The following is a 19,058-nucleotide window of genomic DNA, read 5'->3' on the forward strand; positions in this document are numbered from 1 at the left end:
GATCTTCCCGATCATATTGTGGAGCATTACTTCATTCTTTTGAGGATAGAGCGGGACCTCTGGAAGAAGAAACTCCCTTCACCATGATGACCACGGACCGTAAACAGCCCGCATGAATTGGTGTTAGGCCTTGACGGGCTGTTACCGAGATATCGCTTATCAATTAAACGCCTATCCCCGAATCCGGGTCAGACCAAAAAGCCCGACAAGACCACTCCCCAACAGCAAAAGAGAGGCCGGTTCGGGAACGACCGTTGCGATCCCGCAAAGTTTCGAGCTTTTCACGAAAACATCGCCCCCGAAAAATGGGATGGCTGCAAGATCCACCTGCAGCTGCCGGTCACTGTTCAAAGCAGCCAAGGCCGGAGCCGGAAGATCAAACAGCATCAGTCGATTCTGCAACAGACTGCCTGGAACCCGGCTCACAAAAAGCCTTTTCCCCAGCGGTATCCCATCGCCCTGCACACCAATGATTGATAAACCGATGGAAAGATTCAGATCGGGAGGGCAGATATGTCCTGTCCCGGTCGTGATATCCGCCTGGATAAGCAATTTCGCTGCATTAATCGTCACATCCTCTCCCCCCGGCAGGGGCGGAGAAAAATCCCCGTCATCGAGAACATGGAGATAACTCGTGCTTCCCGGATTCAGAACCGTATCGCTGAAAGTAATCGGTGACGCTTCCAATACACTCGCGGTCACCATCCATAACAACAACACAGCCAAGCTGCTGAATATCCTGTATTTCATTTTCTCATCCTCTCCTTATTCCGTTTCGTTTCAAAAGTCAACGCACCACATGCCCCTCATAATCTCTTCTCTCTCAACCACGCTTCCGGGCAAAACCGGATCAGTTCGATCAGACCGGAAGCGATGTGAGGAGAAGAGATCCGAGCTTGGGAACGACATTCACATCAACACTGACAAACGACAACGTTCTCCTAAAAAAATACTCAATTCACCAACCCTGATGGCCCTGGTGGCCTCCCATAATAGCTTCGTTAAATTCCGAAATCGCGTCTCCCTACAGAACCGTTTCCGTCCAGATCTCGATCCGGATCAGGGGTTGACACTTCAGTACAACGGATATGATCTCATGCCTGAAGTAAGCTGTTTATCCTATATTAGAAGTAACTTGAGAAGGGCAAAAGTCGCGGAGAACGTAAAATATTTTCGCACATTTAAAAAGGACATGACAGCCTTCCATCTGGTTTATTTCAGTCCGCCAAGAACAAACAACCGGAAGGAGACCACCATGTCCAGAAAAAATTGTAACGTAAAATCAGGAAATTTGATAGAGATCGATGAAACGAAAGTTACCCGGCACTTGAGCGAAATTGTTCGGGGGACTGTAGAAGAAACGTTGAACAGCCTACTGAGGCGAAAACCGATAGATTGTGCAATGCAAAGAGATTCAAAAGCACCTCAAGGATAAAAGTCCATCTATGCCGACTCGGACCACTCCAGAAAATGGTTTTTCAGGTGGCTCAAGAGATACCAAATCGGTGACACCGCACCGGGAATGTAAGGAATTCAGGTCGGGAAACCCGCAAAACAACGCTCGGGTCGCGGCGGTCCACACAAGCAAACAGGTTATGCCGCCTCAATTCGAGACATGCGTATAGATCATTGTCGTCTTGACGTCCTTGTGCCCAAGCAATTCCTGTACCGTTCTGAGGTCATACCCGTCATGCAGGAGATGTGCAGCATCGGAGAAAAAATAACATCCAGCATTTTACACCTATTCTTTAGAATGAATATACGTGATACTATATTTTGAATCTTCTTCTGTCAAGGCCTTTCCGGGGCGCGAAATTTATATAAAAAAACGCCGCCCCCGGCTGGAGAGCGGCGTTTCAATTACCAATGGTGGGCGATGCCGGGTTCGAACCGGCGACTTCCACCGTGTGAAGATGGCACTCTCCCACTGAGTTAATCGCCCATGATCCTGTTGCACAGGGAAAGATCGTATAAAAATCGCTTGATATGTCAACTGCTGTTTTGCTTTACTTCGGCGTCGGTGCTTCCGTCTTCAGCGCGGTCTGTATCGTTGCCGCTTGCTGCAAGGAGTCAAGATATTTGCTTAATTTTGTCCGGAAGGCGGCCTCCTCCAGATATTTCCTGATATTCTTAGACGCCTCTTTGAGGGGGATTTCCCGGCCCGGTTTCCTATCCATACACTTGATGATATGAAATCCGAAGAAGGTCCGGATCACGTCGCTGGTCTGCCCCACCTTGAGAGAAAAGGCGGCCTGATCAAATTCCGGAACCATCTGGCCATGGGTAAAATACCCGAGGTCACCACCGTTCATTTTGGCCGAAGGGTCTTCGGAGTTCTCCCGGGCAAGGGTATTAAAATCCTCTCCCTTTTTCACACGTGCCAGCAGAGCATCAATCTTTTTCCGTGCTGCGGCTTCTTCCTTTTTCGGTGCATTCTTGGCAACCCGGATGAGAATATGACTGGCCCGGACCGATTCGGGCTCTTTCATCTTGTCCTTGTTCTTTTCGTAGAAAGCCTTTACCTCATCGTCGGAGACGGTGATTCCCTTCCGGATCTTTTCATCGAGGAGCGTCTTGATTCGGATGCTTTTCTCGACCTTTCCGCGCAGGTCCGCTTCCGTCATTTTCTGCTTCGCCAATGCCTTTTTGAACCCCTCTTCGCCGGGGAAGGACTTTTTCAGTGACACAATCTTTGCATCTACAAGGCTGTTGAGGTCGTCAATTTTGAGCTTCTTGCCTTCCTGGTTGAGCAGTTCCGTTTCGATCATCTTCTGAAGCACCGTCTTTTTGAAATCATTCATCTGTTTTTCAGAAGTCACCATTCCCTTGATCTGCGGGTTCTGGCCCAGCGCCGCATTCACGGCCTGTGTCAGGTCCGTTGCGGGGATCTCCACATGATTTACTTCCGCCACAACACCGGCCGGAAGTTCGGCCGACTGCTTCACGGCGGGGGTATCAGGTGCCGCCTTGGCGGAATCCTTCGCGGCCGGACAGGCCGTGACAAGCAACAAGCCCAGGATAAACCCGTATGCGCTGATGGTACGGAATGTTCTTCTCAATGTCAGTCTCCTTTTGGACAGATCACGAATGAGGCGCCGGAGATCTCACAAGACTCCGAGCGCAGAAAACAGTAGAGATCATATCAGGGGCCATGGCAGGGGGTCAAGATATTTTTCCCCGTCCCCGGGGTTGCCGAAATGGGAATTCTCTGTTACCTATTGAAAGAGAAAGCACTCTCTGCCTGAACGGAAAACAGGAGGCGTACCATTGGGAATGAATGTTGTGCAAAAGATTCTTGAAGCCCACCGGGTGAAGGGGAGAGAAATCCCCGGAGAAGAGATCGCCCTCCGAATCGACCAGACCCTGACGCAGGATGCAACGGGAACCCTGGTCTATCTGGAATTCGAGTCTCTGGGAATCCCCCGGGTCCGGACGGAGCTTTCCGTCAGTTACGTAGATCATAATCTCCTCCAGGCCGATTTCAGAAACGCAGATGATCATCGGTTTCTCCAGTCCACGGCCGCCCGATACGGGGCCTGGTTTTCCCGGCCGGGGAACGGAATCTCTCATCAGGTCCACCTGGAAAGCTTCGGCATCCCCGGCAAGATCCTTCTCGGTTCGGACAGCCATACACCGACGGGGGGCGGACTCGGAATGCTGGCCATCGGTACGGGCGGTCTCGATGTGGCCATGGCCATGGCGGGGAAGCCATTTTACCTGAAAGCCCCGAAAATTTGGGGCGTACGCCTGACCGGTGAACTCCCCCCCTGGGTTTCCGCCAAGGACGTAATCCTTGAGATGCTCCGTCGTTTTTCCGTAAAAGGGGGCGTGGGAAAGATCATAGAGTATTTCGGCCCCGGCGTGGCCGCCCTGCAAGTCCCGGACCGGGGGACCATTGCCAACATGGGAGCGGAACTCGGCGCCACGGGGACGGTTTTTCCTTCGGATGAAAATACCCTCCGGTTCCTTGCGGCCGAAGGAAGGGAGGACCAATGGCGGGCGCTGACGGCCGATCCCGATGCCGAATACGATGAAATTACCGAGATCGATCTCTCCACGCTGGAACCCCTGATCGCCTGCCCTTCCTCCCCCGATAATGTAAAAAAGGTTTCCGAAGTGGAAGGGACAGCAGTGCACCAGGTCATTATCGGCTCCTCCGTCAACTCCACCTACCGGGACCTGATGGTGACGGCACTGGTTATGGAAGGTCGGCAGGCCCATCCGAACGTGAGCTTCGAAATCAATCCCGGATCCCGTCAGGTCATGGAAAATGTGGCCGCAGGCGGCGGGATACTTCCCCTGATCCATGGCGGCGCCCGCATTCACCAGTCGGGCTGCCTGGGATGCATCGGAATGGGACAGGCCCCGGCCACGGGGACGGTCTCGCTTCGGACCTTTCCCCGGAACTTCCCCGGCCGGAGCGGCACCGAAGGAGACCGGGTCTATCTCTGCAGCCCGGAGACAGCCGTGGCCGCAGCGGTCTTCGGCAAGATCACCGATCCCCGGAAATTGGGAAACTATCCGCGAGTCGATCTCCCGGAACAGTTCATCGTGAATAACGACATGATCCTCCCGCCCCCCGAGGATGGGTCGCAGGTCGAAATTCTCCGGGGCCCGAATATCCAGCCCTTCCCCGAACTTGACCCCCTTCCCGACGAGATCGGAGGGGAGGTCTGGCTCAAGGTGGGAGACAACATTACCACGGATCATATCATGCCGGCCGGGAGCCGGGTCCTCCCCTTCCGGAGCAATATCCCGGCCATCAGCGAATTCGTCTATCACGCCGTCGATCCCGGTTTCGTGAGACGGGCCCGGGAGAACGGGACGGGGATCATCATCGGTGGAGAAAATTACGGACAGGGATCCTCCCGGGAACATGCGGCGCTGGCACCCCGCTACTTGGGGGTCCGGGCCAAGATCGTAAAGAGTTTCGCCCGGATTCACAAGGCCAACCTGATCAATTTCGGGATCCTGCCGCTGGAGTTCGTCGATCCGGCGGATTATGACCGTATTTCCCAGGGGGACGACTTCCGGATCATCGACGCGAAGAAGATCCTGGCGGGAGGGGGCGACGAGATCTCCGTCAAAATCGGGACGCGTCGTATCCTCTCCCGGGCGATCCTCTCCGAACGGGAGCGGAAAACACTGATCGCCGGAGGGTTGATCAACTACGTCAGGAACGATACGATCGGGTAGCCAGTGGCGCTTTCTTCTCTTTATATGATAAAACCCGCAGACATTTCGACAGAATCAACAAGATGGGACAAGCGATGCACCTCCCCTGGGACAAAATCGATACAGTTCTCCTCGATATGGACGGGACTCTTCTCGATCTCCATTTCGACAACTACTTCTGGCTCGAATATGTCCCCGCCGTCTATGCCGACGGCAATGGAATTTCCAGGGATGAGGCGACGGAAGAACTCCTGAAGCGATACAAGCGGGAAGAGGGGACCCTGAACTGGACCGACCTCGACTTCTGGTCAAGGGAACTCGACCTTGATATCCCAACCCTCAAGACCGAGGTGGACCACCTGATCCAGGTCCATCCTCATGTCGAATCTTTTCTGAAGTTTCTGCAAAAATCGGAGAAAAAGATCTACCTCGTCACAAATGCACACAGCAAAACCCTCGATCTGAAAATGAAGAAGACCCGGCTCAGCCCCTGCTTCCACGGCATTATCTCGGCACACGATCTCGGGATTCCGAAGGAGAAGGCCCGATTCTGGGAGGTCCTTGATGAAAGAATCGGCTACAATCCGGAGCGGACCCTGCTGGCCGAAGACAGCGAGGCCAACCTGCGATCCGCTCAGACCGCCGGGATCGGTCATCTCATCTTTGTTGCCAAACCGAGTACAAAGGACCCGCCGCAAAGCTCCGCCGACTTTCCCTCCATTCGCTACTTTAACGAACTCCTTCCCTCCTGACGGTGGGTTTCACGCCTCTCCGGGAAAAAGGTTGTGTTTGTTGACAATTTACACTATAGTAGAAATAGAGGTGACGGATTTATGACCGGGGCACAAACAGACAATCATTGCATAACTGAAGATCGGCGGGAGACACCTCGCCGGGACACGGAGTTTCCGGCCCGGTTTCGTGTGATCAGTGGAGAAACGGGCAGGGTGAGCAAGGAAATCCCCGGTGCCGTAAAGAACCTGTCGGAATCCGGTTTCTGCTTGGCCACCAACTTTACTATCGTGGAAGAACTGCATGTTCTCTCCAGCAGTTCCGGCGTGACGGGGAATATTCTGGAACTCACGATTTCCGTTCCAGGCCACAATAACCTGAGAATGTCCGGGACCGCCTGCTGGTATGATCTGACCGACAAAGACGATCCTTACCGTTACAACGTCGGAATCCACATCACGGAAATTTCCTCCGCAGACCTTACTTCTCTGAAAAGATTTCTCAAAGAAGAACGAAAAGCCCGGTGGAAATCCTTTGGGAAAAACTGGTTGTCACGATTCCGGCGGAAAGGTTGAAGCATTCCATTCATCAGGAAGTTCGGTGACTCCCCGGAGACCTGCCGGCCGGTATGTAAAGAACAGATAGACGTACGGAGATGATTGCCAAGAGAATCTTCGCCGGCATGGAACGCTCACACGGAGGAAAGCCACAGGCAAGACCTTCCTACTTAAGCACCGCCATTTTCTCCAGCGCAATCTTCGCTTCCTCACTCTTGGGATACTTATCCACAATCTTCTTCAGGATCTGACGGGCCGTATCATTGTCCTTCAACTCGTGGAAGGCGAGACCCTCTTTAAGCAAAGCCGCCGGAACCTTGTCCCCTTTGGGATATTGCCGGACCACTTCCTCGAATTCGATAATGGCTTCATCATATTTCTTCAGGCCGTAATAGCATTCCCCGATCCAGTATTGAGCATTGTCACTCAGATCATGCCCGGGATACGCCTTGATAAATTTGCGAAATCGTCGGATGGCCGGATCATATTTGTCCGCCTTCAGAAGATCCATTGCATCATTATAGGCTTTCCTCTCCGGAGTTACTTGCGGCAATGCCTGCACTGCACCCTTCCCGGCACCTGACGAGGGGGCCGTTGCCGGGGCAACCACCTTTTCCTTGAGGGAAGGCGCCGGCGAAGTCCCGCCGGGCATTGCCGCTTCCGGTACGCTCTCCGCCGGAGAAGAGAACTGCGTCTCCAACTCCCGGACCTTCCCCTCCAGGGACTGCAACCTTTCCTTCAAAGAGCGGATCTCTTCATAGACCCCTTCCTGATTGAAAATCGGGTTCTCCTTCGGGACGATCCCCGTTTGCAGATCATCCAACCGGCCGGAGAGGATCTGGATCTGGCTGTTTATTTTATCCATCCGGGCCGCATGATCGGCAAGCCGGGTCCGAAGATCCCGGGAAGCTACCCCCCATTCCGCAGACTTCGACAGAACATCCTTCATCTGCCCTTCCAGGAAATTAATACGGGCATCCTGATCCATGGACGCACATGCCGTCAGCAGGAAACCCACAAGAACCGGCACAATCCACTTGAATCCTTTACCAATCATATCAAACCCTTCTGATGATGAAACAACTCATTCCTGCCGGGAATACCCGAATAGGAGATTGGAAGATTGATGAAGTCGTAAAAAGTCGTTTTCCGGATTCCGTTCATGGTTCGACAGGCTTCCGAGCATGGTGAGCTTGTCGAACCACACGAACGGAATATCAATCACTTACACCGTTCGCCCTGAGTACGCCTGTCCTGAGCCGGCCGAAGGGTCGAAGGGCTTCGTGACTTTTACGACACCATCAAGATTATCGGGTCCGAAAGTGTACACGCCGATTCCTCGACCAGCACGATTCAGTTTGCTCGGTGCAGACCGGCTTTTCTTCCCCGTAACTGATAGTGGAGATCCGATCTGCGGCAACCCCTAAGTTGATCAGGTAATTGTAGGCACTCTTCGCTCGCCGATCCCCCAGCGCGAGATTGTATTGACTGGAACCCCGATCGTCACAATGCCCTTCAATCACCACCGTGGTCCCGGCATGATTCTCCATCCAGGCGGCATTATCCGCGAGAGTGGATCGAGCTTCCGGAGAAAGGTCGAAGCGGTCGTAAGCAAAATAGACATCGGCCATCTCCTTGGGCTGAATCGGCTGGATCTCCTCCGTCAGGACATCGCTCTCCTGTATTCCCTTCGTCGCGGTTGCCGCTTGCTGCTCCGCGGACGGACTCGTGGTTTCGGCTTTCACAGCAGCCTTGTTCCGGGCACACCCGGACAGAGCCAGGAGAACCATCAACCCGAACATGATGATCCCTACCACCCAATTCTTTTTCCTCATGGTTTCACTCCTTTCTTGGAATTTATTTCGCTTCTCTTGGCGGCAAAGTATAGTATAGAAACCTCGCCCTGTAAAATGCTTTTTTCGTCTTTTATTCCGGGACGAACCGGGGCGACCAGTCCGGAGCGGAATTCCGTGCGGCACCGGAGGTCACCCGCCTCAGGTGTGTTCCGTCGGCATTCATAATGTAGATGTCCGATTTGCCGTCCATCGTAGAACTGAAACAGAGAAACCGGCCGTCCGGCGACCAGGAGGGAAACTCGTTGTTTCCCGCGTTGGCCGTGATCAGGACCATTCCGCTCTTGTCGGGTTTGATCGTAGCGATCTGGAAACGGCCGTTCACCATCGATGCAAAGGCAATCCGGTCGCCGCGGGGCGACCAGACGGGATCGGCGTTATATTTGCCCCGGTAGGTCAGGCGGAAGGGATGCTTGCCGTCGGAATCCATCAGGTAGACCTGAGGACTCCCGGCCCGATCCGACATGAAAATAATTTTCTTGCCGTCCGGGGACCACCGGGGCGCAACATCAATGGCCCAGTTGTTGGTCAGCCGTTTCGGTTTCCTGGAATATTTGCCGAGGGTATAGATCTCGGAATTCCCGTCCTTGCTCATCACATAGGCCAGCCGTCCCCCTCCCGGCGAATAGGCGCCCCCGGTATTGATCCCCGGCTTCCCGGAGATCTTCCGGACCTCACCGGAACGGAGGGTGATCTGGTACAGGTCGGGGTTTCCGTCCCGGTAGGAGGTAAACACCACCTTCTCCCCGTCAGAGGACCAGCGGGGGGAAATGATAATACAAGATTCCTTGAGCAGGACCTGATCGTTGTGACCGTCATAATCCATGATATGAATTTCCCGGGTTTTCCCCAAGGCTGCGAGATAGACGATCCGAGTATCAAAGACCCCGCGCTCCCCGGTAATCTGACGGAGCGCTGCATTGGCAAAGCGATGGGCCATCTTTCGCAGATCCTTGACCTCCCCATAATACCGCTTCCCCAAAATCCTTTTCCGCAGGTAGACATCGTAGAGATAGAACTCCACTTTCACACGGTCTCCTTCCCGCTGATAGGTCCCTTCGATCAGGGCATCGGCACCGACAACCCGCCAGTCCTCGAAGCGGATCTTTCGCGGATCGATCTCGGAATGGGCGGGGTCTTCGATGAAGCTCACCGGATCGAGTACCTGGAAGAGACCGGAAAATTCCAGATCGTCACTCAAGGTCTGATGGAGTTCTTTCCCGAGTGGGAGGTCATCACTACCGGGCGACAAGTTTTTGAACACCTGAATCGCCACCGGAAGCCTCCGGAAGGTTGGGGCATTGATATCAAGATAGATCTTGGCCGACGCAGGAACGGACATCACCAGGAGGAGTATCATGAAAAATGCACGCATGAGGAAACCGGCCGTGGGAAAACAGGATTTCATTGAGACTCCTCGGGGGTAAAGCGAATTCCGACCTCCATTGATTTCTCATCGCCGGGCAGCGGAGGGAGGGGGCTGCTCTTTTCAATCGCTCGAATCGCGGACTGGTCGAAAGGATCGTTGCCGGAGCTGTTTTCAATTTCGATCGACAAGACCCGGCCGTCTTTTGCGACCGTCAGCCCAATCACGGTCTCCAAACCCCGCCGGACATTGACCCCTTCGGGGATCACCCAGGCATCTTTAATGATCTCCCAGATCGTATTGTAATAGGCCTTGAAGCGGATCTCCATCAACCGGCTTGTGATCCTGCTGCGGGCGGCCAGTGCCTTCCGTTCGGCCAAACGTTTTGCCGCCACCCGTTTTTTCAAATTCGCAATGGAGGAATCGATCTCCTTTTCACTGTACGCCTTGGGCGGCGGCTTTTTCGGGACTACTTTTTTCTTCGCCACCTTTTTCGCCGCCTTTTCCGGAGGAGGCCCCGTCTTTGTTTTATTCCTGTCGGGCAGGGAGATGGCTTTGGCCTTTTTCGCCTTCGGCGGTACCGCCTTTTTGGCAGCTGCTTTTTTTGCCGGTTTGGGCACCGGTTTGGGATGTACCAAGGTTACAAGATCGACCGTATAAGACGGCGGCGTATAGTAAACAGGAGGGGGAACGAATCTTCTCGAATAGGCAACAAAAAAGATTACGGCAAGATGGAGTGCCAGGGAGACCCAAAACATCCGCCGGAAATTTCGATCGAATTCCGTATCTTCAAAGGGTTGAAAACGAGGTACCATCTATTCACGCAACCATCCGATCAATCCGTGTAACGCCGCAGACGGACTTTTTAGGCGGCCGTCAGCTCAGCCCAAGCAGTCAATTATCTTCCAACGGCAAAGTAAAAAGATCCGGATGCAAGGCGCGAAGGTTTTGACGAGTGAGACGTACTGTTTGTACGTCGCAACGATGTCAAAACCTGATAAACACCGCAGACGGACTTTTTAGGCAGCCGTCAGCTCTTGATGTCCGAAACTTCCGTAACCATCCCCAACTTCCGGATCCCCGCCCCCTTGATCGCCGCCATGACTTTTACCACAAAACCGTAGGGGATACTTTTATCCGCCCGGAGGAAAACCTCCCGTGTCGGGTTCGCCTTGCGGATCCGGGTCAATTTCTTCTTCAGTTCCTGAACGGTGAAAGAGGTCTTGTTGATATAGATATTCTTCTTTTTCGTCACCGTCACGACCAGGCGCTCCTTGTTGAACTTTATGGCCGAGGCCTTTGTTTTGGGCAGATCAACATCCACCCCCTGCTGCAGCATGGGGGCCGTTACCATAAAGATAATCAACAAAACCAGCATGACATCAACCAGGGGAGTGACGTTGATCTCCGACATGCTGCTGTACTCTTTATTGCCTGTCATGCCCATGGAAAACTCCTTACGCCGTGGCGGCTTTGCAGTAAGTCCAACCGGAGCTTTTTCTTGACCGTCAAGATGCGTTTTTTACGAGACCCTCAACCTTCAAGATGTTTCTCTGCGATACTCAGAAACTCCGACGAGAAGTTTTCCATTTCGTTCGCCATCACCCGGACTTTACGGACAAAATGATTGTACGCGACGACGGCCGGAATGGCTGCGGCCAGCCCCGCAGCGGTCGCCACCAGCGCCTCGGAGATCCCCGGCGCAACCACGGCCAGACTGGCGGATCCCCGGACCCCGATCCCGTGGAAGGCGTCCATGATTCCCCAGACCGTACCGAAAAGGCCGATAAAAGGGGCCGTACTCCCGGTGGTCGCCAGAAAGGTGATGGCCCGTTCCAGCCGCGTGATCTCGGAGATCATCGCCCGGTTCAGCGCCCGTTGCACATGTTCGACTCCGTTGATTTCCGCGGCTCCGGCCACTTCGGCGACCTCCCCTCCGGCTGCGGCACTCCCTTTCGGGGAGGTCTTTCCTTCCCGGATCTTGTTCACTTCTTCGTAGGCCGACTCAAAGAGTCTGGAGATAGGACTGGCGGGATATTGTCTGGCCGTGCGGATGAGCGTGGAGAAGGGATGATCCATCCAGAAGACCTTGAGGAACCTGTTGGTCTGGGAACGGGCGGAACGGATGACCCGGTACTTGTAGAGGATGATCGCCCAGCAGGCCACGGAAAAGATCAGCAGGATCAGCAACACCCCTTTGACCACGAGACCGGCGTTGACGACCAGAGAAAGGATTCCGCTATGTGATAAAGCCAAAGCGCTTTGTTCCATAGTACCTACTTTCTGCCTTTGATTTTTCTTTGTGCCTCTGCCCCTCCGTGCTTGAGAAGTTACGCAGAGACTCTAATATAGAACGTGGGCAAAGTCAAGATGGGCCGCTGGTTTACAACATGGCTGCAGGTAACGCTCGGTTCAGAAACCGTCCGGACAGGATTCGCGGGGGCGTTCCGCATCGCGCAGGCGTTTCCGCTCTTCGGCCTTCCTCTGAAGCGCCTCCTCCTCCACGGTGCGGCAAACCAGGGGGGGAACGGGAGTGGGGCGCCCCTTCCCGTCCAGGGCAACGTAGGTCACGAGGGCTGTGCAGGTCTTGCAACGGGCGCCGGTAAGGGGATTTTCGGAAAAGATATCGACGCCCACCTCCACCGAAGTCCGAAAGGCGCCGTTGAGCCTTGCCTTAACGATGGCCAGCGTCCCGATCCGGATCGGGTGACGGAAATCGACCCGATCCATGGAGGCGGTCACAACGATGGTCCGACAATGACGCATGGCCGCCATGGCCCCCGTCAGGTCGATCATGGAGAGGACTTTCCCGCCAAAAACATTTCCCAGATGGTTCCCGTCATTGGGCTGGATCAGCTCCGTCGTTTCCACCATCGATTCCTCAAAGGTCTTTCCCTGCAACAGATCATTCATCATTTCTCTCCTCCGGGAAACCCCGTCGTCGAAAATGTCCGGTCTTCCCCGTCGACAATCATCCCCTCCACCTGATCACGCCGTTGGAGCAGGACACGCCCCTTTTTCGGCCCGAGGACGAAAACGGCCGTTGCCAGGGCATCCGCCTCCATGGCCGTGGGGGCGATCACCGTAACACTCCGGCAGCCCCGGGCAGGACGCCCCGTCCGGGGATCCAGAATATGATGATACCGTACCCCCTGGTAGATGTAAAATCTTTCATAGTCTCCGGAGGTGGCCGCAGCCCGGTCGGTCAGAGGCAGTTCCTCCATAAGCCGGCCCCGGTGGCGAGGGTCCTCTATTCCCACCCTCCAGGGACGGGATACGGATCGTCTCCCGATCGCACGCAGATCACCTCCGGCATTCACGATAGCGTTTTCGATCCCCTCTTTCTCAAGAACCTCAATGGCCCGGTCCACTGCATACCCCTTGGCAACCCCCCCCAGGACGATCGCCATCCCCGGCTTCGGCAGGCGCACCCGGCCCGCTCGATCGATCCGTACTTTACGATAGTCCACAAGAGGGAGGACGGCATCAATTTTTCCCCGACCGGGAGGGGGGGGACCTTTTTCAATATGCCAGATCCGCACCAGGGGTTTCACCGTGATGTCGAAGGCCCCATTCGACAGGGCGCCGAAGCGGAGTCCCGCCCTGATAACCAGCCGGAGTTCAGGAGAGACCGGCGTCCATCCCTTGCCCGCGGCGTCGTTGACCTTCGAGATCCCGCTATCCGGACGGTAGGTACTCATGATCGCCTCAAGACGTCGGATCTCACCGAAAGCACGATCCGCCGCATGGTCGGCACGATCAGGATCGACACCGGCTATGGTGATCGAGACCGTCGTCCCCATAAGAATCTGTTCCCGTTCCACAACCGGAGGGGTCGAAGTCTCACATCCCGTCGAAAGCAGAAGCCCACAGATCAGCAGGAGCAGAACCGGATTTTTTCGCAGCAAATTCGGGAGGGGCGCGGCAGATTCCAGGATCCGCTTACAGATCACGCCGGTAGACAAAATCAGAAACGGAGAGAAGAGCATCTTTGGCCAAAGAATTTTCAAAGGGTTTGAGGTTTCCGCGGGCCTGTTCGATATAGGATCGGGTTCGTTCCTGCGTATAAGCCACGGCATCATATCGCTCAACACAGTCAAAAACGAAATCAAGGTCCTCTGCACGCTTCTCCCCCGCCTCAAAAATCAAGCGGATTCGGGCCGTTTCATCCTCGGTCCCCTCATGAAGCACATGGATCAGCGGGAGGGTAACCTTCCCTTCCAACAGGTCCTTTCCGACCTTTTTGCCGAGTTTTCCTTCCTGAGCCGAATAATCAAGAGCATCATCACTCAGTTGAAAAGCGATCCCCACGGCATTGCCGAAGGCCACCATGGACTTCCGGACGGAAGGCGGCGCCTCGGCAAGGATCGCTCCCAATTCACAGGCTGCCGCAATGAGTACGGCCGTCTTTTTCGTAATGACGGCGAGATAATCTTCTTCCGTCAGATCGAGATTGCCGATCTGAGAGAGCTGCATCACCTCTCCCTCCGACATGACCGTTGTGGCCTCGGAGAGAACGTTCATAATCTCCTGGTTTTCTTCCCGGACAGCCAGATAAAGAGCCTTGGAATAAAGATAATCTCCCACCAGGATGCTCGCCTGGTTTCCGAAGACCCGGTTTGCCGCATCCTGACCCCGTCGAATCACGGCATCGTCCACCACGTCGTCATGGAGAAGAGAAGCCGTATGAATATATTCGATAACCGATGCCAGAAGATGCTGCCGGTCTCCATGATATCCGCAGACGCGGGATGCCAGGAGGAGAAGAAGGGGACGGATCCGTTTACCCCCGCCCCGCAGCAGGTGAAGACCCACTTCTCCAATCAGGGGAGCGCCGGAATGCAGATTCCCGGCGATACACCGCTCCACCTCGGCCAGATCCTTCTCCAGAAGTGTCCAGACTTCCTCGATTCTCATCAGTCTCCCTTGGGAAAAACAGTGTGATAGTAGTGGATCAGGGGACTGTTGTCAAGGTGTAACGCCCCCGGACTTCCCCCAATTTTTCGCGGTGATTCGTTATTGTCGGCGCATCAACCGGAATTCCGGGTAAACCGCCCGCTTTTACAGGGCAACCACCCCCGAAGAACGCCGAAAAATGCTCATAAGCCCGGCGGCAGACACATCACATCCGGAACCGGTTTCGACTATCCCAATGGGGAAATATCAAAGAAGAGAAGGTATTGACAAGCGGTCTCAAAGCGTGTAGAGTGCCGCACATTAAACGAAGAGTCTCCGGAGCGGGAAGACCCCGGAGAACCTCAACCGGACAAAAACCTGAATTTCATTATCCAACCGGCAACTTCTTTTACCAAGGATCCGACCATGAAAAAAGCGTTGATCAGCGTCTCCGACAAATCCGGTGTCGTCGAGTTTGCCCGCGCCCTTCATCAGCGGGGATTTGAGATTCTCTCCACCGGCGGTACAGCCAAGCTGTTGCAAGACAGCGGGGTTGAGGTCCGTTCCGTTTCGGACTATACCGGATTTCCCGAGATGCTAGACGGCCGGGTCAAGACACTTCACCCGAAAATTCACGGCGGGCTGTTAGGAAAGCGGAATCAGCCGGACCATGTGGATCAGATGCAAAAACAGGGGATCGAACCGATTGACCTCGTGGCCGTGAACCTGTATCCTTTTGAGTCCACCATTGCCGAACCGGACTGCACTCTCGAAAATGCCATTGAAAATATCGATATCGGCGGACCGGCCATGATTCGTTCCGCCGCCAAGAATTTTGCCGATGTTACCGTGATTGTCGACCCCAAAGATTATGAATGGGTCCTACGGGAAATGGAAGAAAATGACGGGCATGTCTCCCGGAAAACCCGGTATACCCTGGCCTGCAAGGTCTTCGCCCATACGGCCCGTTACGACGGCATGATCTCCTCCTATCTCTCTTCCGAAGGGGAGACTCCCCGGTTTCCGGAGCAACTGAGCCTTCAATACGAAAAAGTCACGGAGTTGCGATACGGGGAAAATCCCCATCAGCGGGCCGCCTTCTACCGGGAGCCCTACAATACCGAGCCGGGCGTAGCCACAGCAGTCATCCACCAGGGAAAGGCCATGTCCTTCAACAACTACCTTGACACCCACTCCGCCCTGGAACTGGCCAAAGAATTTGAGGTCCCTACATCCGTTGTCGTCAAGCATAACAACCCCTGCGGCGTCGCCTGCTCGAACGACCTGCGGGAGGCCTACATCACCGCCCGGGAGTGCGATCCCGTATCGGCCTTCGGCGCCGTCCTGGCCTTCAATCGACCCGTGGATACGGCCACGGCGAAAGAGATCGTCTCCACCTTCGTGGAGGTCGTCATCGCACCGGGATACAACGAAGGGGTCCTGGAAATTTTCAAAGAGAAGGAAAACATCCGGATCCTCGAAATCGATATATGGGGGCGGGAGCGTCCTCAGGACATGGAGTTGAAAAAAGTCGTCGGCGGTCTGATTTACCAGGATCGGGACTTGGGGACCGTCGATATTCGCCGGCTGGAAGTCGTTACAAAACGGCAACCGACGGAAGAAGAGATTCAGGCCATGTCTTTTGCCTGGAAGGTCGCCAAACATGTGAAATCGAATGCCATCATCCTCACCCGGGCCGACCGGACCGTAGGGATCGGCGCAGGCCAGATGAGCCGTGTCGATTCAACCCGGCTGGCCATCTCCAAAGCCATGAGTGATACCAAAGGATGCGCCCTCGCCTCGGACGCGTTTTTCCCCTTCCGGGACGGCATCGATGAGGCGGCAAAATCAGGTGCCACGGCCATCATTCAACCGGGCGGATCGATCAAGGATGCGGAAGTCATCGCCGCGGCCGATGAGTATGACATGACGATGATCTTTACAAAGATGCGCCATTTCAGACATTAATCGAGCATTCAGCGATCAGCCATCAGCTTTCAGCCAAAACAAAAATGATATGCTTTGCGCCTTACTTTTGCTGATAGCTGGACGCTGACGACTGAAAGATCATATAGTGCCCCCGTAGCTCAGCTGGATAGAGCACAGGATTCCGGTTCCTGGTGTCGGAGGTTCGACTCCTCTCGGGGGTACCATTTTTATCTTTTTACTTTCTCTTTGATCCTTATTCCCTGTTCCTGATCAAGGCTCCAGTTCCTGATCCGTTGTTTTTCTTTTTTCGTAAGGCGCGCCTCCGGGTGAATTATCCGGTAATACCAGGGAGGCATATCCCCATTATTCACGGCTTCCCCGATATCTCTGATGCGTTTTACAATCTTCTGCCGGTCAAGCCGGTTCCACGCAGTGAAATTCATTTTCTGCCTCGCCTCGGACACATCCTGCGCAATAATCCATGAAATGGGTGCCAAATAGGAGTACCAGGGCCATACGGTCTCATTGGAGTGACAATTATAGCAGGCGCGATGAAAGATCCCGGCCAATGGACGGGGAAAAGCAACTTCTGTCTCAATTGGGGGATTACTTCTCTTCAGGGGAATCAGTTGGATGAGGACAAACAATACCAGGAAACCATGGATAAATTTCTTTTTTCTCATTTCCACTCTCCGATCTATCTCTACTACCTCTTTGTCCGGGACAGAGCCCGAGTGAATGTACCCGGAAGATTCAGCGAATACGGGATCACGGGGATGCGGCCTTTAACGTCATTCAACGTTGTGGCGTCGTCGTATAGAGGATCCCGCCGTCGGCTTGAACAACTTTGTAGATCTTCTTGGGGGGCCGGTGCATCTTTTTGTATCCTTGATAGTAACGGAGAACCCGGGCCACATAGGCTCGGGTCGACGGGATGGGGGGAATATCGCCGCAAGCGGCAACACGGGTCTCCCCCGCATGGTATGCGGCAATGACCAGCCGGGGTTTTCCGAACCTCTTTTGAAGTTCCCTCAGGTATCGGACACCACCGTCGATATTCTGTTCCGGCTGGAAAGGATCATCCACCTTCAGCTTCTTCGCCGTCTCCGGCATCAGCTGCATGAGGCCGATGGCACCGGCCACCGATACGGCATAGGGATCGTAGTCGGATTCAGCCTTGATGACGGCCCGGATCAGTTCCTCCTCGACTCCATATCTGGCGGCAGCCTGTTCGATGTCCCTGCGATATCGATCCAGGCTTTCCGACAGGTTTTCCTTTTCCGGGAGGGAAGAGGGATAGCGGGAGACCAGCTTCATTTCCCCGCTCTTCTCATGACTGTGGGTCACATGGATATTCCCCTCCGGATCTGCGTAGACAAAAAGGTCAGCTTCTACTCCTCCAGCCCAGAAAAAAATCAGAAGAAGTAACGACCCGACCAGACATCCCCTTTTTCCCAATGTCCTCCAGTACGATTCCATTTCAATTACAAGCTATCACAGAGGGCTCGGATCGTCAAGAATCAGGCTCCGGAATTTCCCTCAGATTGAACGGAAACAGAGAAAAGACCAATGATTTGGGGTCATTATTAGAACCGTTGAACAGAACAATCTTTTCCCTATGCTCCGTGCTCCCAAAAAGACTCAAGAGGTAATCCTGGGTTCTCTGGAATTCCGTAAATGATGCTGACTTCCCGGGCCGAACTCAGTTGGACCGCTTTATCAAATCCGACCTCCAACGCCTTGATCAGGCTCTGGCCTTTTGGCATTCTTCGTGATGGAAACGGCAATGTCCAAAGGAGGCTTCCAGATCCTGTATTTTATTCTCGATGGCTTGGATATCATCTTGAAAGAAGAAGTCTTGTTGGGCTTCGGATTCCGCTCATTCATCCTGAAGGTTCTCGAATGACTCAAAACCCTCAGAAAGTCTCTTTTCCGCTTCCTTCAGGACTTTCTCGTTATTTTTTCAGCCGGGCCTTGAGCTCATCGTAGGTCTTAAAATCCGCCAGACCTGCGTATTGAAAACAAAAGCTTTTGAGATCACCGAAAGCATAATCATTAACGCAGCTGACCAAACCATAGCGTTCCAATAATGAGTTCTGCAGGGCCGTGGCCGTCAAGTCGAATGGATTTTGCCTGCCCTTCTTCCGGGCCATATGATGTGCGGGCTTCAGGAATGTGGGAAAGCAGGAAAAACTTCTCCTGCAGTTCCTGTAGCCACTGCTTTTGAAGGCTTGAGAGAACGATGATCAGGATTTTTCATTTCCGCTCGCCCCTTTTCCCGGGAAAGAACAATACCCGCTTCAATGCTTTTTCCCAATCCGACTTCATCTGCAATCCGCAAGTATCGTGTCCCTGAACAAAGGGGATCTGTTGGAAACCTTTAATGATGCATCAAAGCGTCCATTTTCCCAAATTAAAGTCCGTTAACTACTCGAAGCAGAGGAAATTTCCGGGGTCTTTCAAAACGAAACACCAAAATTGATGAAGTCGTAAAAAGTCGTTTTCCGGATTCCGTTCATGGTTCGACAGGTTGATATGGTTGACAGTTGT

General features: G+C 54.0%; 19 protein-coding genes, 2 tRNA genes and 1 pseudogene. 5 read left to right on the plus strand and 17 right to left on the minus strand.

The window, feature by feature from the left end:
• Nucleotides 1–171: 171 nt before the first annotated feature.
• The 4 genes and pseudogenes from GXP58_10010 to GXP58_10025 form a co-directional block, all read right to left on the minus strand.
• On the minus strand, nt 172–750 hold the full coding sequence (locus tag GXP58_10010; GenBank protein ID NOY53934.1) for a PEP-CTERM sorting domain-containing protein: 579 nt from the start codon (nt 748–750) through the stop codon (nt 172–174).
• An 853-nt stretch (nt 751–1,603) separates the two neighbouring features.
• Nucleotides 1,604–1,699, minus strand: a pseudogene (locus GXP58_10015) (tyrosine-type recombinase/integrase).
• Nucleotides 1,700–1,867: 168 nt separating this feature from the next.
• Nucleotides 1,868–1,942, minus strand: a tRNA-Val gene (locus tag GXP58_10020).
• A 64-nt stretch (nt 1,943–2,006) separates the two neighbouring features.
• Nucleotides 2,007–3,059, minus strand: a complete 1,053-nt coding sequence (locus tag GXP58_10025) for a hypothetical protein (GenBank protein ID NOY53935.1) — start codon at nt 3,057–3,059, stop codon at nt 2,007–2,009.
• 208 nt (nt 3,060–3,267) lie between these two features.
• Here GXP58_10025 and GXP58_10030 point away from each other — a divergent pair, with 208 nt between their 5' ends.
• From GXP58_10030 to GXP58_10040, 3 genes are all read left to right on the plus strand, one after another.
• The gene (locus GXP58_10030; protein NOY53936.1) at nt 3,268–5,196 is read left to right on the plus strand and encodes an aconitate hydratase; all 1,929 of its coding nucleotides are present in this window, start codon (nt 3,268–3,270) and stop codon (nt 5,194–5,196) included.
• A gap of 74 nt (nt 5,197–5,270) precedes the next feature.
• Complete coding sequence (yrfG, locus tag GXP58_10035; GenBank protein ID NOY53937.1) at nt 5,271–5,927, plus strand: GMP/IMP nucleotidase; 657 nt, start codon at nt 5,271–5,273, stop codon at nt 5,925–5,927.
• 81 nt (nt 5,928–6,008) lie between these two features.
• On the plus strand, nt 6,009–6,482 hold the full coding sequence (locus GXP58_10040) for a PilZ domain-containing protein (protein ID NOY53938.1): 474 nt from the start codon (nt 6,009–6,011) through the stop codon (nt 6,480–6,482).
• A gap of 148 nt (nt 6,483–6,630) precedes the next feature.
• On the opposite strand, the gene ybgF is transcribed toward GXP58_10040, so the two are convergent.
• From ybgF to GXP58_10085, 9 genes are all read right to left on the minus strand, one after another.
• A complete protein-coding gene (gene ybgF, locus GXP58_10045; GenBank protein ID NOY53939.1) occupies nt 6,631–7,521 on the minus strand; it encodes a tol-pal system protein YbgF in 891 nt (296 codons plus the stop codon).
• A 250-nt stretch (nt 7,522–7,771) separates the two neighbouring features.
• A complete protein-coding gene (gene pal, locus GXP58_10050; GenBank protein ID NOY53940.1) occupies nt 7,772–8,299 on the minus strand; it encodes a peptidoglycan-associated lipoprotein Pal in 528 nt (175 codons plus the stop codon).
• Nucleotides 8,300–8,390: 91 nt separating this feature from the next.
• On the minus strand, nt 8,391–9,725 hold the full coding sequence (gene tolB, locus GXP58_10055; protein NOY53941.1) for a Tol-Pal system beta propeller repeat protein TolB: 1,335 nt from the start codon (nt 9,723–9,725) through the stop codon (nt 8,391–8,393).
• A complete protein-coding gene (locus tag GXP58_10060) occupies nt 9,722–10,498 on the minus strand; it encodes a TonB C-terminal domain-containing protein (GenBank protein NOY53942.1) in 777 nt (258 codons plus the stop codon). The genes tolB and GXP58_10060 overlap by 4 nt, the downstream gene beginning before the upstream one ends.
• A 215-nt stretch (nt 10,499–10,713) precedes the next feature.
• Nucleotides 10,714–11,130 carry a protein TolR gene (tolR, locus tag GXP58_10065; GenBank protein NOY53943.1) on the minus strand — a complete coding sequence of 139 codons (417 nt, stop codon included), beginning with the start codon at nt 11,128–11,130 and terminating at the stop codon, nt 10,714–10,716.
• An 86-nt stretch (nt 11,131–11,216) separates the two neighbouring features.
• Nucleotides 11,217–11,954 carry a protein TolQ gene (gene tolQ, locus GXP58_10070; GenBank protein ID NOY53944.1) on the minus strand — a complete coding sequence of 246 codons (738 nt, stop codon included), beginning with the start codon at nt 11,952–11,954 and terminating at the stop codon, nt 11,217–11,219.
• A gap of 141 nt (nt 11,955–12,095) precedes the next feature.
• Nucleotides 12,096–12,596 (minus strand): acyl-CoA thioesterase, encoded by a 501-nt coding sequence (locus tag GXP58_10075; GenBank protein NOY53945.1) that lies wholly within the window; start codon nt 12,594–12,596, stop codon nt 12,096–12,098.
• On the minus strand, nt 12,596–13,591 hold the full coding sequence (locus GXP58_10080; GenBank protein ID NOY53946.1) for an FAD:protein FMN transferase: 996 nt from the start codon (nt 13,589–13,591) through the stop codon (nt 12,596–12,598). The genes GXP58_10075 and GXP58_10080 overlap by 1 nt, the downstream gene beginning before the upstream one ends.
• 34 nt (nt 13,592–13,625) lie before the next feature.
• A complete protein-coding gene (locus GXP58_10085; GenBank protein NOY53947.1) occupies nt 13,626–14,600 on the minus strand; it encodes a polyprenyl synthetase family protein in 975 nt (324 codons plus the stop codon).
• Nucleotides 14,601–15,005: 405 nt separating this feature from the next.
• On the opposite strand from GXP58_10085, the gene purH reads away from it, so the two are divergent.
• On the plus strand, nt 15,006–16,547 hold the full coding sequence (gene purH / locus GXP58_10090) for a bifunctional phosphoribosylaminoimidazolecarboxamide formyltransferase/IMP cyclohydrolase (protein ID NOY53948.1): 1,542 nt from the start codon (nt 15,006–15,008) through the stop codon (nt 16,545–16,547).
• A gap of 108 nt (nt 16,548–16,655) precedes the next feature.
• Nucleotides 16,656–16,732: transfer RNA gene (locus tag GXP58_10095), tRNA-Arg, on the plus strand.
• 3 nt (nt 16,733–16,735) lie between these two features.
• Here GXP58_10095 and GXP58_10100 read toward each other — a convergent pair.
• The 4 genes from GXP58_10100 to GXP58_10115 all read right to left on the minus strand — a co-directional run bounded on the left by GXP58_10100 (nt 16,736) and on the right by GXP58_10115 (nt 18,849).
• A complete protein-coding gene (locus tag GXP58_10100) occupies nt 16,736–17,191 on the minus strand; it encodes a heme-binding domain-containing protein (protein NOY53949.1) in 456 nt (151 codons plus the stop codon).
• 112 nt (nt 17,192–17,303) lie between these two features.
• Nucleotides 17,304–17,966 carry a lytic transglycosylase domain-containing protein gene (locus GXP58_10105; protein NOY53950.1) on the minus strand — a complete coding sequence of 221 codons (663 nt, stop codon included), beginning with the start codon at nt 17,964–17,966 and terminating at the stop codon, nt 17,304–17,306.
• Nucleotides 17,967–18,463: 497 nt separating this feature from the next.
• Nucleotides 18,464–18,661, minus strand: coding sequence for a hypothetical protein (locus GXP58_10110; protein NOY53951.1), 198 nt, complete (start codon nt 18,659–18,661; stop codon nt 18,464–18,466).
• Between the two features lie 14 nt (nt 18,662–18,675).
• Nucleotides 18,676–18,849 (minus strand): hypothetical protein, encoded by a 174-nt coding sequence (locus tag GXP58_10115; protein NOY53952.1) that lies wholly within the window; start codon nt 18,847–18,849, stop codon nt 18,676–18,678.
• Nucleotides 18,850–19,058 lie beyond the last annotated feature (209 nt).

The organism is Deltaproteobacteria bacterium, from assembly GCA_013151235.1.
Taxonomy (GTDB): domain Bacteria; phylum CG2-30-53-67; class CG2-30-53-67; order CG2-30-53-67; family CG2-30-53-67; genus JAADIO01.

Coding starts and splice junctions, on each gene's coding strand:
- GXP58_10010 (NOY53934.1), bottom strand. CDS start 750: ATGAAATACAGGATATTCAGCAGCTTGGCTGTGTTGTTGTTATGGATG.
- yrfG (NOY53937.1), top strand. CDS start 5,271: ATGCACCTCCCCTGGGACAAAATCGATACAGTTCTCCTCGATATGGAC.
- GXP58_10040 (NOY53938.1), top strand. CDS start 6,009: ATGACCGGGGCACAAACAGACAATCATTGCATAACTGAAGATCGGCGG.
- ybgF (NOY53939.1), bottom strand. CDS start 7,521: ATGATTGGTAAAGGATTCAAGTGGATTGTGCCGGTTCTTGTGGGTTTC.
- pal (NOY53940.1), bottom strand. CDS start 8,299: ATGAGGAAAAAGAATTGGGTGGTAGGGATCATCATGTTCGGGTTGATG.
- tolB (NOY53941.1), bottom strand. CDS start 9,725: ATGAAATCCTGTTTTCCCACGGCCGGTTTCCTCATGCGTGCATTTTTC.
- GXP58_10060 (NOY53942.1), bottom strand. CDS start 10,498: ATGGTACCTCGTTTTCAACCCTTTGAAGATACGGAATTCGATCGAAAT.
- tolR (NOY53943.1), bottom strand. CDS start 11,130: ATGGGCATGACAGGCAATAAAGAGTACAGCAGCATGTCGGAGATCAAC.
- tolQ (NOY53944.1), bottom strand. CDS start 11,954: ATGGAACAAAGCGCTTTGGCTTTATCACATAGCGGAATCCTTTCTCTG.
- GXP58_10075 (NOY53945.1), bottom strand. CDS start 12,596: ATGAATGATCTGTTGCAGGGAAAGACCTTTGAGGAATCGATGGTGGAA.
- GXP58_10085 (NOY53947.1), bottom strand. CDS start 14,600: ATGAGAATCGAGGAAGTCTGGACACTTCTGGAGAAGGATCTGGCCGAG.
- purH (NOY53948.1), top strand. CDS start 15,006: ATGAAAAAAGCGTTGATCAGCGTCTCCGACAAATCCGGTGTCGTCGAG.
- GXP58_10100 (NOY53949.1), bottom strand. CDS start 17,191: ATGAGAAAAAAGAAATTTATCCATGGTTTCCTGGTATTGTTTGTCCTC.
- GXP58_10110 (NOY53951.1), bottom strand. CDS start 18,661: ATGGCCCGGAAGAAGGGCAGGCAAAATCCATTCGACTTGACGGCCACG.